Source organism: Streptomyces sp. PA03-3a, assembly GCF_033792735.1.
GTDB lineage: Bacteria > Actinomycetota > Actinomycetes > Streptomycetales > Streptomycetaceae > Actinacidiphila.
This window is the reverse complement of the sequence record NZ_JARAVM010000013.1, coordinates 80,083-92,784: the sequence shown is the minus strand read 5'-3', so window position 1 is coordinate 92,784 and position 12,702 is coordinate 80,083. Positions and strand designations below refer to the sequence as shown.

The following is a 12,702-nucleotide window of genomic DNA, read 5'->3' as shown; positions in this document are numbered from 1 at the left end:
CGCGCCCGGTGGTCCGTGCCCCGCACGGACCACCGGGCGCACGCGCGTCCTCAGAGCGCCTGCGCGGCGGGCTTGACCATGCCCTTCACCGTGCGGGAGTCGACGAAGTCGCCCATCGCCGTCATCTCCCACTCACCGGAGAACTGGCGGATGAACTTGGCCATCATCACGCCTGTGCGGGGCTCGGCGCCGGTGAGGTCGAAGCGCACCAGCTCCTCGCCCGTCGCGCCGTCCATCAGGCGGCAGTAGGCCTTGGCCACCTGGTTGAACTTCTGGCCCGAGAAGGAGTTCACCGTGAAGACCAGACCGGTGACCTCGGGCGGCAGCCCGCCGAGGTGGACGGTGATGGCCTCGTCGTCGCCCGCGCCCGCGCCGGTGAGGTTGTCGCCGGAGTGCTGGATCGCGCCGTTCAGGATGGTGAGCCGGCCGAAGTAGCAGGACTCGATGTGGTTGCGCTGCGGTCCGTACGCGATGACCGAGGCGTCCAGGTCGATGTCCTTGCCGCGGTAGGCGGGCTCCCAGCCGAGGCCCATGCGGACCGAGGTCATCAGCGGCTTGCCGCCCTTGACCAGGGAGACCGTCTGGTGCTTCTGGAGGTTGACCCGTCCCTTGTCCAGGTTGATCTTGCCCGTGCCGACCGGAGGAGCGGGAGGGGCCGGCGGCGCGGCTGGAGGAGCGGGGGGAGGGGTCATGGCGGCGGCCGGAGGAGCGGGCGGCGGGGGAGCCACGGGCGGCGCCTGGGGCGGAGCCTGCGGCGCGGCGGCCACGGGCTCGTCCACGGAGACGCCGAAGTCGGTGGCGATGCCCGCCAGCCCGTTCGCGTACCCCTGGCCGACCGCGCGGGCCTTCCAGGCGCCGGAGCGGCGGTAGACCTCGACCACCACGAGCGCGGTCTCGGTGCTCAGCCCGGACGGGGTGAAGGTCGCGAGGACGGCCCCGCTGTCGGCGTCCCGCACGGTGGCGGTCGGCTCGGTGCCGGCGAAGGTGGCCCCGGGCGCGTCGGGGCTCGCCGTCACCACGATCTTCTCGATGGCGGCGGGCACGGCGGCGGTGTCGACCGTGATCGCGTCGGGGGAGGTGCCGCCACCGGACCGGTAGGCGACACCCGGCCCCGCGGGCTGGTTGTAGAAGACGAAGTCGTCGTCGGAGCGCACCTTGCCGTCGCCGGCGATCAGGAGGCCCGAAACGTCCAGCCGCACGGGCGCGGATACCTCCACTGTCACGCGCGCCGCGGAGAGCGGGATGTTCGAGCCGGGTGTCATTGCGGTCATGTTCCGCTTAACGATCGTTCCGGGTTTACGGTTCCATTACCGAACGGGGTTTTCGCCTGTCACGCATCGTGGTCGTCGGCGGTGGCTACGCGGGGACAGGCCTGGCCGTCGCGGAGGCCTCCGTCCGCGACGGGGACCAGGTCGCGCCGGTCGGACGGCGGGGGGACGTCCTGGACGAGGCGGTCGCCCGGCTGGGTTCCGGATCCGCCCTGGCGGTCCCGGCGGACCTGACCGACGAGACGGAGGCGGCCGGGGTCCGTGACCTCGTGGCCGGGCGCTTCGGCCGGGTGGACGTCCTGGTCAACAACGCGGGCGGGAACGTCGCCCTCGGCGGCGGCGAACCGTCACTCACCGAGCTGTGGACGGGCAACTTCCGGTCCAACGTGCTGACCGCGGTGCTGCTCACGGAGGCGCTGCGCGACCTTCTGGCCGACGGCGGGCGGGTGCTGCTGCTCAGCTCCATCGCCGCCGTACGCGGCGGCGGCTCCGGCTCCTACGGTGCCGCCAAGGCCGCTCTGCACCCGTACGCCTACGACCTGGCGGCGGACCTGGGCGGGCGAGGGATCACGGTCAACGTCGTCGCGCCCGGCTTCATCGACGACACCGGGTTCTTCGGCGGCCGCATGACGCGGGAGCGGCGCGCGCTCCACGTCGGACAGACCCTCAACGGACGGGTCGGCGTTCCCGAGGATGTGGCCTCGCTCGTCCACTGGCTCGCCTCTCCCGGCGCCGCCCATGTCACCGCCCGGATCCACCAGGTGGACGGCGGGGCCGAGCGCGGACGCTGAGTGCCTCCGGTCAGTGGGGCCAGATGGGCGGGTGGGTGGTGAAGTGGCCGCCGAGGTGGGCGTGGTCCGGGTTCGCCGGGTCGAGTTCGCCCTGTGCGGCCACGAGCCCGGCCGCGAAGGGCTCGGAGTCGTCCCGCGGTTCGTAGCCGAGCGCCCGCGCGGAGGACAGGTCCCACCACAGGCGTGTGTTGGCGGAGCTGCCGTAGACCACGGTGTGCCCGACGCCCTCGGCGGTGAGGGCGGCGTGCAGCAGCCGCGCGCAGTCCTCCGGGCTCATCCAGACCGACAGCATGCGCACCGACGTCGGCTCGCGGAAGCAGGAGCCGATGCGGATCGAGACGGTCTCCAGGCCGTGCAGGTCCCAGTAGAGCTGGGCCAGGTCCTCGCCGAAGCACTTGGACAGGCCGTAGAAGGTGTCGGGACGGCGCGGGGTGTCGACCGGGATGAGCGGGTCGTCCCCGACCGGGCGCGGCGTGAAGCCCACCGCGTGGTTGCTGGAGGCGAAGACGATCCGCGGCACGCCCTCCTCGCGGGCGGCCTCGTAGAGGTTGTACGTGCCCTCGATGTTGGCGCGCAGGATCTTCTCGAAGGGGGCTTCCAGGGAGATGCCCGCGAGGTGGATGATCGCGTCGACCCCGCGCACGGCCTCGCGCAGGGCGGCGCGGTCCGCCAGGTCCGCGGTGATCGCGTCGGGCGCGCCCTCGACGGGCAGCATGTCGAGGAGGCGCAGCTCGTAGCCGTACGCCGGCAGCAGCTCGCGCATCAGGGTGCCCAGGCCGCCTGCGGCGCCGGTGAGCAGGACGGTGCGGGGAGCGGGCATGCGCGGGTCTCCTCGATCGGACGTCCACGTTCATGGACCTCATTCATATTCATGGACACGCTAAGGAGCGCTTGTCGAAGCGTCAAGACTCCACCACCTGCGGCTGTCTTCCTTGACCCTTCCCTTGTGCTGCCTTAGCGTGAACGCGTTCATGAATATAGACATCGATCAGATGAGCGCACAGCCGCCAGTCTTCAGGGAGAAGCCGATGACCGATGCCGCCTCACTGTCCGCGCGCCTCGACGGCCTGCTGTTCTTCCCCGTGACGCCCTTCGGCCCGGACGGCGCCGTCGACCTGGAGGTCTTCCGCGCGCACGTGCGCCGCGGGATCGAGGCCGGGGCGGGGGCGGTGTTCGCGTGCTGCGGCACCGGCGAGTTCCACGCGCTGACGCCCGAGGAGTACCGCGCCTGCGTCGCGGCGGCCGTCGAGGAGTCCGCGGGCCGGGTCCCGGTCGTCGCCGGCGCCGGCTACGGCACCGCCCTGGCCCTGCAGTTCGCGCACCTCGCCGAGGAGGCGGGCGCCGACGGGCTGCTCGCCATGCCCCCCTACCTCGTCGTTGCCGACCAGGCCGGACTGCTGCGCCACTACGCGGCGCTCGCCGAGGGCACCTCCCTCGACGTCATCGTCTACCAGCGCGACAACGCCGTCCTCACCCCCCCGACCGTCGCCGAACTCGCCCGCATCCCGCGCATCATCGGCCTCAAGGACGGCGTCGGCGACCTCGACCTGATGCAGCGCATCATCAGCGCCGTCCGCAGCACCGTCCCCGACCGCGACTTCCGCTACTTCAACGGCCTCCCCACCGCCGAACTCACCGGCCTCGCCTACCGCGGCATCGGCGTCACCCTCTACTCCTCCGCCGTCTTCTGCTTCGCGCCCGAGATCGCCCTCGCCTTCCACCGCGCCCTGACCGGCGGTGACGACGCCACCGTCAACGCCCTCCTCGACGGCTTCTACCGGCCCCTGGTGGAACTGCGCCACCAGGGCCGCGGCTACGCCGTCTCCCTGGTCAAGGCCGGGGTCCGGCTGCGCGGGCTCGACGTCGGCGAGGTGCGCCCGCCGCTGTCCGAGCCCGCGCCCGCGCACCTCAAGGAACTCGCCGAACTCATCGACCGCGGACTCGCCCTGCTCGGCGAGGACTGACATACGGTGACCCGCGACACTCCCCTTCCCCAGGAGCCGAGTTGAGAGCCTCCACCTTCGTCTACCCGTGGGACGTCATCGGCGACCCGGGCGCGGCGGACCGCATCGCCGGCCTCGGCGTGCAGCAGGTCACCCTCGCCTCCGCCTACCACTCCACCCGGGCACTGACCCCCCGCCACCCCGGGCACCGCGTCGTCACCGCCCGCCACGCCGCCGTGCTCTACCCGCCCGACGAGCGCCGCTGGGCAGGGCGCGCCCTGCGGCCGTACACCCAGGACTGGGCGGGCGCCGAGGACGCCTACGGCGAGGCCGCCCGGGCCCTGCGCGCGGCCGGACTGGACGTGCACTCCTGGGTCGTGCTCGCCCACAACTCCCGGCTCGGGGACGAGCATCCCCGGGTGAGCGTGCGCAACGCCTATGGCGACCGTTATCCGTGGGCGCCGTGCGTCGCGCAGCCGGAGGTGCGCGAATACCTCGTCACGCTGGCGGCGGAGGCCGCGGTGCGGCCGGGGACGGGTACGGAGGGCACGGAACTCGAGTCCTGCGGCTGGTACGGCCTCGCGCACCTGCACGCCCACGACAAGACGGGCGGCGTGCCGCTGCCCGGCGCCGCGCAGTACCTGATGTCCCTGTGCTTCTGCCCCGCTTGCGAGGCGGGGTACGCCGGGCTGGGCGCGGACCCGGAGGAACTGCGGGGGGCGGTGCGGGGCGCCCTCGCGCCGGTGTGGGCGGGGGAGTGGTCCCCCGGACCCGACGAGTGGGCCGACGTCGAGAAACTGCTCGGGGCGGACCTCGCGGGGCTGACCATGGCCTGGCGGGGTTCCGTCGCGCGGGACCTGCAGCGGGCCGCGGTGGAGGCGGTACGGGCCGCCGCCGCGCCGGGGTTCCAGGTGCTGCTCCACGCGGACCCGCACGCGCATCGCTGCGGGGCCAACGCCGGGGTCGACCCGGAGTGGGTCCTGGGCCAGGCGGACGGGCTCGTGCTGCCCGGGGCGGACCTGGTCGCGGCCTGCGTGCCGTACGCGCGGCCGGGGACCGTGCTGGCCGCCAACTTCCCCGTGGTCGCCGGGATGGGCGGCAGCCCCGGCACGCTGGCCGCGGACGCGGCCCGGGCGGGGGCCGCCGGGGCGACGGAGCTGCGGCTCTACCACGCGGGGCTCGCGTCCGCGGGGGATCTGGCGGCGGTGCGGGCGTTTTTGGCGGGGGTCGGCTGAGGCGTGTGCCTCCCGCGCGTAGCGCGGTTGGACCGGGGTCGGTGGTTGCGGCCGGTTGCTCGTGTGTGGGTTGCTTTGCGCCTGCGGGCAGCCCGGCGCAGCCGCCCGCAGGCGCAGACAACCCGCAGACACCAACCGGCCGCAAGGGGCACCCGGACCGCAACCACGACGGACCGGGCGCACCCCATTGACGTACCCCGCCCCCCGCTCTACTTTCATCGCGTCGTACTTCATACGTCATATATGAGACGCCATGCGCGAGACCCGAAAGAGCCCCCATGGACCTGCTCGCCGGCACCGCGCCGACGCCGATTCCGTCCCGTACCCAGGTCGTGCTGGAAACGGTCAAGCACGGGATACTCACCGGGCGGCTGAAGCCCGGTCAGGCCCTCGTGGAGGCCGAGCTGGCCGCGCAGTTCGGGGTGTCGAAGACGCCCGTGCGGGAGGCGCTCAAGACGCTCGCCGGCACCGGGCTGGTCGTGATGAGCCAGTACAAGGGCGTGACCGTGCGGACGGTGGACGCGGAGATGGCGCGTCAGGTGTACGACGTGCGTCTGCTGCTGGAGCCGGAGGCGCTGCGCCGTACCGTCACGCACCGCGCCCCGCTGGACGCCGCGCGGGAGGCGCTGTCGCGTGCCGACGAGGCGGGGGACCGGGCCGAACGGTCGCTCGCCAACCGGGAGTTCCACCGGGCGCTGTACACGCCGTGCGGCAACCCCCTGCTGGCCCGGATGCTCGACGACGTGCGGGACCAGGCGGCCCTGGTCTCGGCCGTGGTCTGGCAGGAGACGCCGTCGTGGGAGCAGGAGGCCCGCGAGCACCGGGAGATCCTGGCGCGTGCGCTGGACGGGGACGCGGGCGGCGCGGCGCGGCTGCTCCACGACCACATCGAGGGCTTCGTGGCCCGGGCGTTCCCCGAGGGCCGGGACGGCGGTGACGGGCCGGTCCGCTGAGCCGCGGGCGCGCGCGGGGGTGAGGGGACGGCCCCCCGCGCGCGCCCCCGCCGTAAGCCGCCCCCACCGCATCACGCAGCCAACCGAGTCGAAGGGCTACCGAATGTCATTCGCAGAGCAGTCGTCCGCGCTCGCCGATGTCGTGGCGATCCCGGTGACCCCGTTCGACGCGGACGGTGGCGTGGAGCGCACCGCGTACCGGGCGCTGCTGCGCAGACTGCTCGACAGCGGGGTGCGGACGGTCACGCCGAACGGCAACACCGGGGAGTTCTACGCCCTCGACCCGGCCGAGCGGCGGCTGGTCGTCGAGCTGACGATGGCGGAGGCGGACCCGGACACCCAGGTCGTGGTGGGCGTCGGCCACGACGTGCCGACGGCGGTCGCGGCCGCGCGGCACGCGCGGGACGCCGGGGCGCAGACGGTGATGGTGCACCAGCCGATCCACCCGTATGTGTCGCCGGAGGGCTGGGTGGACTACCACCGCGCCATCGCGGAGGCCGTCCCGGAGACCGCGGTGGTCCCTTACGTCCGCAACCCGCTGCTGGACGGCGGCCCGATCGCGCGCCTCGGCGCGCTGTGCCCGAACGTCGTCGGGGTGAAGTACGCGGTGCCCGACGCCGCCCGCTTCGCGGCGGTGGCGCGGGACGCGGGGCTGGACCGCTTCACCTGGGTCGCCGGTCTCGCCGAGCTGCACGCCCCCGCGTACTGGGCGATGGGCGCGACCGGCTTCACCTCGGGCCTGGTCAACGTCGCGCCCCGGGTGTCACTGGAGATGCTGCGCGCGCTCCGCGACGGCGACTACGCAGCGGCGATGAAGGTGTGGGAGCAGATCAGGGAGTTCGAGGACCTGCGGGCCGAGCAGGGTTCCGCCAACAACGTGTCGGTGGTGAAGGAGGCGCTGGCGGTGCTGGGACTGTGCCGCCGCGAGGTGCGCCCGCCCAGCCGCCTGCTGACCGGGGACCGGCGCGAGCGGGTGGCCGCCCTGCTCGCCGGCTGGGACCTGTGAGCCGGGAGGGGACGGAGGGCCGCCATGAGGAAGCCGGAAGAGCTCCGCAGCCACCAGTGGTTCGGTACCGAGGGCCTGCGCTCGTTCAGCCACCGGGCCCGCACCCGGCAGCTGGGCTACCTGCCCGAGGAGCACCTGGGCAAGCCGGTGATCGCGGTCCTCAACACCTGGAGCGACATCAACCCCTGCCACGTCCACCTCCGCGAGCGGGCCCAGGCGGTCAAGCGCGGGGTGTGGCAGGCGGGCGGCTTCCCCCTGGAGTTCCCCGTCGCGACGCTGTCGGAGACGTACCAGAAGCCGACGCCGATGCTCTACCGCAACCTGCTCGCGATGGAGACCGAGGAGCTGCTGCGCTCCTACCCGGTGGACGGGGCGGTCCTGATGGGCGGTTGCGACAAGTCCACGCCGGCGCTGCTGATGGGCGCCGCGAGCGCCGACCTGCCGGCGGTGTTCGTGCCGGCCGGACCCATGCTGCCCGGGCACTGGCGCACCGAGGTGCTGGGCTCCGGCACCGACATGTGGAAGTACTGGGACGACAAGCGGGCCGGGCTCATCGGCGACTGCGAGATGGCCGAGCTGGAGAGCGGGCTGGCCCGCTCCCCAGGTCACTGCATGACCATGGGCACCGCCTCCACGCTGACCGCGGCGGCCGAGGCGCTGGGGATGACGGTGCCCGGCGCGTCGTCGATCCCCGCCGTCGACTCCGGGCACGACCGCATGGCGGCGGCCTCCGGGATGCGGATCGTCGACCTCGTGCGGGAGGACCTGCGGCCGTCGGCGATCCTCACCCGCGAGGCGTACGAGGACGCGGTGGCCACCGTGCTCGCGCTCGGCGGATCGACCAACGCCGTGATCCACCTGATCGCGATGGCGGGGCGCAGCGGCGTCCCGCTGACCCTGGACGACTTCGACCGCATCGCCCGCACGGTGCCGGTGCTGGCGAACCTCCGGCCGGGCGGCCGGTACCTGATGGAGGACTTCCACTTCGCGGGCGGCCTCCCCGGGTTCCTGACCCGGCTGCGGGACGCCGGCGTCCTGCACCTCGACCGGCCCACCGTCGCGCACAAGACCCTGGGCGAGCAGCTGGCCGGGGCGCTGGTCCACGACGACGACGTGATCCGCCCGCTGGACGCGCCGCTCGCGGCGGAGGGCGGCGTCGCCGTCCTGCGCGGCAACCTGTGCCCGGACGGCGCGGTCGTCAAGCACATCGCGGCCGAGCCGCATCTGCTCGAACACACCGGCCCCGCAGTCGTGTTCGACGACTACCGGACCCTGCAGCGCACCATCGACGACCCGGGCCTCGGCATCACCGAGGACAGCGTCCTGGTGCTGCGCGGTTCCGGTCCGCTCGGCGGACCGGGCATGCCCGAGTACGGGATGCTGCCGCTGCCCGACCACCTCCTGAAGAAGGGGGTGCGAGATATGGTGCGGATCTCCGACGCCCGGATGAGCGGCACGAGTTACGGCGCGTGCGTGCTGCACGTGGCGCCCGAGTCGCACGTGGGCGGTCCGCTCGCCCTGGTCCGCACCGGCGACCTGATCACCCTGGACGTCCCGGCGCGCACCCTGCGCCTGGAGGTCGACGACGCGGAACTGGAACGCCGCCGCGCACAGTGGCAGGCACCGCCGCCCCGCTACGGACGCGGCTACGGCGCGCTGTACCAGGACCAGATCACCCAGGCCGACACCGGCTGCGACTTCCGCTTCCTGGCCCGGCCCGGAGAAGTGCCGGAACCCTACGCGGGCTGACGCCCCGCCTGCGCACCACCCCGTCGGCCGGCCGTCCCCGGCCGGCGGCGGGTCACACCGCCGAGGCGCCCTCGGGGGCCGCGGTCCGGGCCTTGCGGCCCTCGTACCAGAGGGCCGCGCCCGTCACCAGCGCGCCCACGCCCTCCCACACGCCGACGCCGAGGAAGCCGGAGGGGGCCCGGCCGATCACCACGGCGGTGGTGAAGACGGTGAAGGTCAGCAGCCGGAACGGGACAGTCCAGCGGAAGAAGGCCCGCCAGTCGGCGAGGGCCGCCAGGACGTAGTAGACGCCCATGTTGAGCGCCGCCATCGAGGAAGCCGTGAGGAAGACAAGGGTGTAGTCGCCGGCCGCGCGGTGGTCCGGCCGGTGGAAGCCGAGCAGGGACAGCTGTACGGCCGGCGAGACGATCCCGACGATGCCGAGCGCGGCGGCGAGCAGGCCGAAGACGGCCATGGTCCAGCCGGAAAGGGAGCGGGGGAGACGCACCGGTCCTCCAAGTTTGGGGGCGACGGCTGCGGCGCCCCAACTCCCATGATCCTAGGGGATGTTCAGGCCGACCCCCGCCGCACCGGCTCCGTCGGAGGATCACCCCGGCGGGCTCGTCACCGGCGATGCGGGCGAGCAGCAGCCGCACCATCTCGGCGCTGATCCGGTCCCACGGCCGGCGGATCGTGGTCAGCTGCGGCAGCGTGGCCAGCGCTGCCAGTGGCGCAGGGTCGCCATGATCACGGGGCCACTGGACACCCCGGCGGTGTCCAGCGGTTGGCGGGCTACCGGGATCGCCAGGATGACGGGCGGCATCAGCACCCCGTCAGCAGGACGTCGAAGATCGCCTCACGGCCGCGGAAGCGGTACTTCGCCGGCGCGTAGCCGCTGATCGCGGACACCGCCGCCGACAGCAGCGCCCCGAAACCGGCGCAGAACGGGGAGTTGGGCATCCACCCGCCGGTGGACGCCGTCGCGGGACGCGGACAGCGCCGAGAGGTTGTCCACCAGACCCGTGCCCGGGCAGGAAGGTGAACGTCGCGAAGAGCTCGCGGCTGCTCTTCGTCGACGCCACCAGCACCCGCGCCACCGGGAGCGGGCAGTACGCGGCGCCGAGCAGCAGGACGACGGTCGGGACGAGGCCGGCACGGCGTTGGCGCCGGGCCGCCGGTCCCGAGCGGCCGGATCAGAGGCGGCGCGTCGCCAGTGTGAGGCGGTCGCGCGCGTCGAAGAGGGCGTCCTTGATCAGCTGCTCGTGGGCCGGGGTCAGCCGGGCCACCGGCACCGAGCAGCTGATCGCGTCACGTGAGGGCGTGCGGTAGGGGACGGCCACGCCGAAGCAGCGCAGGCCGAGCGTGTTCTCCTCACGGTCCACGGCGTAGCCCTGCTCGCGGATCTGGTGCAGCTCGGCGATCAGCTTCTCGCGGTCGGTGTGGGTGTGCTCGGTGAGCGGCTCCAGCGTCTCCGGCAGCAGCTTGCGGACCTGCTCGTCGGGGTACGTGGCGAGCAGTGCCTTGCCGAGCGAGGTGGAGTGGGCCGGCAGCCGGCGGCCGACCCGGGTGAACGGCCGCAGGTAGTGCGAGGACTGACGGGTCGCCAGGTAGACGACGCTGGTGCCGTCGAGGCGGGCGAGGTGGATGGTCTCGCTGGTGTCGTCCGAGAGCCGGTCCAGGGTCGGGCGGGCCGAGGCCACGACCTCGTCGCCGTCGATGTACGAGGTGCCGACCAGCAGGGCGCGCACGCCGATGCCGTAGCGGGTGCCGGTGGCGTCGGTCTCGATCCAGCCCAGCTCGACGAGCGTGCGCAGCAGCATGTACAGGCTGGACTTGGGGTAGCCGACGGCCTCCTGCACGGCGGCCAGGCTGTGCATGCCGGGCTGCCCGGCGAAGAACTCCAGCAGCTCCACCGTCCGCACCGCGGATTTGACCTGCGCCCCGCCCTCACCTGCAGCCATCTCGGAGGACCCCTCTTGTTCGGCCGGGACCCGCGCAAGTAGGCTCCCGAACAGATTCACAGTTGCGGATGCTGTTCAGCATATCGAACGAAAGGCCTGGAGGTACCCGCGGTGGCCGTACCAGTGTGGAGCGTCGACCCTCGAACCGGGAAGCAGCGGGAGCAGGTCGCCGTCGAAGCCACCGCCGAGGAGGTCGACGCCGCGGTACGCGCCGCCGCCGCGGCGTTCCCGGCGCTCGCCGACCGCGAGGTGCGGGCCCGCCTCCTGCGCACCGCGGCCGACTTCCTCGAGGAGGCCGGCCCCCGCATCCTGGAGGCCGCCGACGCGGAGACCGCCCTCGGTCCCGCCCGCCTCACCGGCGAACTCGGGCGCACCGCCTACCAGCTGAGGGCCTTCGCCGAGATCGTCGAGGAGGGCGCCTTCCTCGACGTCATCATCGACCACGCCGACGCGACGCTCGCCCCGCCCCGGCCGGACCTGCGGCGCTACAAGATCCCGCTCGGCGTCGTGGCCGTCTACTCCGCCAGCAACTTCCCGCTCGCGTTCTCCGTGCCTGGCGGCGACACCGCCAGCGCGCTCGCGGCGGGCTGCCCCGTCGTCGTCAAGGCCCACCCCGACCACCCGGCGACCAGCGAGCTGTGCGCGGACGCGCTGCGCCGTGCCGCCGTCGAGGTCGGGCTGCCCGCCGACGTCGTCTCGGTCGTCCACGGCTTCCAGGCCGGCATCGACCTCATCAAGCACCCGCTGGTCTCCGCCGCGGGGTTCACCGGATCCGTACGGGGCGGCCGCGCCCTCTTCGACGCCGCGGCGGCACGACCCGTGCCGATCCCGTTCCACGGCGAACTCGGCAGCCTCAACCCGGTCGTCATCACGCAGGCCGCGGCCGAGGAGCGCGCCGAGCAGATCGGCGCGGGGCTCGCCGGGTCCGTGACGCTCGGCGTCGGCCAGTTCTGCGTCAAGCCCGGCCTCGTGCTGGCCCCGGCGGGGGAGGCGGGCGACCGCCTCCTCAAGTCCCTGGCGGCCGCGGTGGGCGACGTCGCCCCCGGCACGCTGCTCGACGCCCGCATGCGGGACAACTTCATCGCGGGCGTGCGCGAACTGACCACGCTTCCCGAGGTGGAGGCGCCGGTCGAGCCCGGCGACGGCGGCGAGCACCTGGTGCGCGCCGGCTTCGTCTCCGTCCCGGCCGCCCGGCTCGCGGAGGGCGGCGAACACGACGCGCTGCTGGAGGAGCACTTCGGGCCCGTCACGGTCGTCGCGCGGTACGGAACCGCGGAGGAGGTCGAGGGGGTGCTCGGGCGGCTCCCGGGGAACCTCACGGCGACGGCGCACCTGAGCGAGGCCGAGGCGTCCGGCGGCGACGGGGACGCCGCCTCCGGCGCGGAACTGCTGCGCCGGCTCACCCCGCTGGCGGGGCGCGTCGTGGTGAACGGCTGGCCCACCGGCGTCGCGGTGGCCCCGGCCATGCACCACGGGGGGCCGTACCCGGCGACGACCTCGACGTCCACGTCGGTCGGCGGTACCGCGATCGAGCGGTGGCTGCGGCCCGTCGTCTACCAGGACGCGCCGGAGGGGTTGCTGCCGGCGGAGCTGCGCGACGGCAATCCGTTGGGGTTGCCGCGGCGGTTCAACGGGCGCCGCGAAGCCTGAGGCTTGCGCCTTCCGCGCCGGGTGGGGTGTGGTTGCGGTCCGTCGTTGTGCGCGGGTTGTCTGCGCCTGCGGCGGGCCGTTTCCCCGCCCGCCCTATGCGCGGGCGGCTGACCACGAACCGTGCGAGGCCCGCACCAACCGCGCCGGATGGGGGTCCCCCCGGCCGA

The 12,702-nt window shown here is 73.6% G+C and carries 12 protein-coding genes and 2 pseudogenes; 7 read left to right on the top strand and 7 right to left on the bottom strand.

From position 1 onward, the window contains the following. Positions 1-50 precede the first annotated feature (50 nt). Complete coding sequence (locus PV342_RS17870; protein ID WP_400803357.1) at positions 51-1,262, bottom strand: TerD family protein; 1,212 nt, start codon at positions 1,260-1,262, stop codon at positions 51-53. Between the two features lie 65 nt (positions 1,263-1,327). Between PV342_RS17870 and PV342_RS17865 the strand changes: the two genes are divergently transcribed. Beyond that, positions 1,328-2,059: an SDR family NAD(P)-dependent oxidoreductase gene (locus tag PV342_RS17865; RefSeq protein WP_500317891.1), complete on the top strand. Its 732-nt coding sequence runs from the start codon at positions 1,328-1,330 to the stop codon at positions 2,057-2,059. A gap of 10 nt (positions 2,060-2,069) precedes the next feature. Here the strand turns inward: PV342_RS17865 and PV342_RS17860 are convergent, their stop codons facing one another. Further along, the gene (locus PV342_RS17860; RefSeq protein WP_400803330.1) at positions 2,070-2,879 is read right to left on the bottom strand and encodes an NAD-dependent epimerase/dehydratase family protein; all 810 of its coding nucleotides are present in this window, start codon (positions 2,877-2,879) and stop codon (positions 2,070-2,072) included. A gap of 208 nt (positions 2,880-3,087) precedes the next feature. Between PV342_RS17860 and PV342_RS17855 the strand changes: the two genes are divergently transcribed. The 5 genes from PV342_RS17855 to araD all read left to right on the top strand — a co-directional run bounded on the left by PV342_RS17855 (position 3,088) and on the right by araD (position 8,945). After that, positions 3,088-4,023, top strand: coding sequence for a 5-dehydro-4-deoxyglucarate dehydratase (locus PV342_RS17855; RefSeq protein ID WP_400803333.1), 936 nt, complete (start codon positions 3,088-3,090; stop codon positions 4,021-4,023). A gap of 41 nt (positions 4,024-4,064) precedes the next feature. After that, positions 4,065-5,237, top strand: a complete 1,173-nt coding sequence (locus PV342_RS17850; RefSeq protein WP_500317842.1) for a hypothetical protein — start codon at positions 4,065-4,067, stop codon at positions 5,235-5,237. Between the two features lie 278 nt (positions 5,238-5,515). After that, positions 5,516-6,190 (top strand): GntR family transcriptional regulator, encoded by a 675-nt coding sequence (locus tag PV342_RS17845; RefSeq protein ID WP_500317840.1) that lies wholly within the window; start codon positions 5,516-5,518, stop codon positions 6,188-6,190. Between the two features lie 103 nt (positions 6,191-6,293). Continuing rightward, positions 6,294-7,196 (top strand): dihydrodipicolinate synthase family protein, encoded by a 903-nt coding sequence (locus tag PV342_RS17840; RefSeq protein WP_400801891.1) that lies wholly within the window; start codon positions 6,294-6,296, stop codon positions 7,194-7,196. Positions 7,197-7,220: 24 nt separating this feature from the next. After that, on the top strand, positions 7,221-8,945 hold the full coding sequence (gene araD, locus PV342_RS17835; protein ID WP_400801889.1) for an L-arabinonate dehydratase: 1,725 nt from the start codon (positions 7,221-7,223) through the stop codon (positions 8,943-8,945). 52 nt (positions 8,946-8,997) lie between these two features. On the opposite strand, the gene PV342_RS17830 is transcribed toward araD, so the two are convergent. The 5 genes and pseudogenes from PV342_RS17830 to PV342_RS17810 form a co-directional block, all read right to left on the bottom strand. Further along, on the bottom strand, positions 8,998-9,399 hold the full coding sequence (locus PV342_RS17830; protein ID WP_386997085.1) for a hypothetical protein: 402 nt from the start codon (positions 9,397-9,399) through the stop codon (positions 8,998-9,000). A gap of 95 nt (positions 9,400-9,494) precedes the next feature. Further along, a pseudogene (locus tag PV342_RS17825) lies at positions 9,495-9,664 on the bottom strand (substrate-binding domain-containing protein); the annotation flags it as partial. Beyond that, positions 9,622-9,747: a hypothetical protein gene (locus tag PV342_RS17820; protein ID WP_386997094.1), complete on the bottom strand. Its 126-nt coding sequence runs from the start codon at positions 9,745-9,747 to the stop codon at positions 9,622-9,624. The pseudogene PV342_RS17825 and the gene PV342_RS17820, both read right to left, overlap by 43 nt. Beyond that, a pseudogene (locus tag PV342_RS17815) lies at positions 9,721-10,054 on the bottom strand (ABC transporter permease family protein); the annotation flags it as partial. The pseudogene PV342_RS17815 and the gene PV342_RS17820, both read right to left, overlap by 27 nt. A 63-nt stretch (positions 10,055-10,117) precedes the next feature. Continuing rightward, positions 10,118-10,885 (bottom strand): IclR family transcriptional regulator, encoded by a 768-nt coding sequence (locus tag PV342_RS17810; RefSeq protein WP_500317838.1) that lies wholly within the window; start codon positions 10,883-10,885, stop codon positions 10,118-10,120. Between the two features lie 111 nt (positions 10,886-10,996). Here PV342_RS17810 and PV342_RS17805 point away from each other — a divergent pair, with 111 nt between their 5' ends. Further along, positions 10,997-12,535, top strand: coding sequence for an aldehyde dehydrogenase (NADP(+)) (locus tag PV342_RS17805; protein WP_386997010.1), 1,539 nt, complete (start codon positions 10,997-10,999; stop codon positions 12,533-12,535). The last annotated feature ends 167 nt before the right edge of the window (positions 12,536-12,702 follow it).

What these genes read in the sequence shown, in the direction of transcription:
- araD (WP_400801889.1), top strand. Translation starts at nt 7,221, where the DNA reads ATGAGGAAGCCGGAAGAGCTCCGCAGCCACCAGTGGTTCGGTACCGAG.
- PV342_RS17810 (WP_500317838.1), bottom strand. Translation starts at nt 10,885, where the DNA reads ATGGCTGCAGGTGAGGGCGGGGCGCAGGTCAAATCCGCGGTGCGGACG.
- PV342_RS17820 (WP_386997094.1), bottom strand. Translation starts at nt 9,747, where the DNA reads ATGCCGCCCGTCATCCTGGCGATCCCGGTAGCCCGCCAACCGCTGGAC.
- PV342_RS17840 (WP_400801891.1), top strand. Translation starts at nt 6,294, where the DNA reads ATGTCATTCGCAGAGCAGTCGTCCGCGCTCGCCGATGTCGTGGCGATC.
- PV342_RS17855 (WP_400803333.1), top strand. Translation starts at nt 3,088, where the DNA reads ATGACCGATGCCGCCTCACTGTCCGCGCGCCTCGACGGCCTGCTGTTC.
- PV342_RS17845 (WP_500317840.1), top strand. Translation starts at nt 5,516, where the DNA reads ATGGACCTGCTCGCCGGCACCGCGCCGACGCCGATTCCGTCCCGTACC.
- PV342_RS17870 (WP_400803357.1), bottom strand. Translation starts at nt 1,262, where the DNA reads ATGACACCCGGCTCGAACATCCCGCTCTCCGCGGCGCGCGTGACAGTG.
- PV342_RS17860 (WP_400803330.1), bottom strand. Translation starts at nt 2,879, where the DNA reads ATGCCCGCTCCCCGCACCGTCCTGCTCACCGGCGCCGCAGGCGGCCTG.
- PV342_RS17830 (WP_386997085.1), bottom strand. Translation starts at nt 9,399, where the DNA reads ATGGCCGTCTTCGGCCTGCTCGCCGCCGCGCTCGGCATCGTCGGGATC.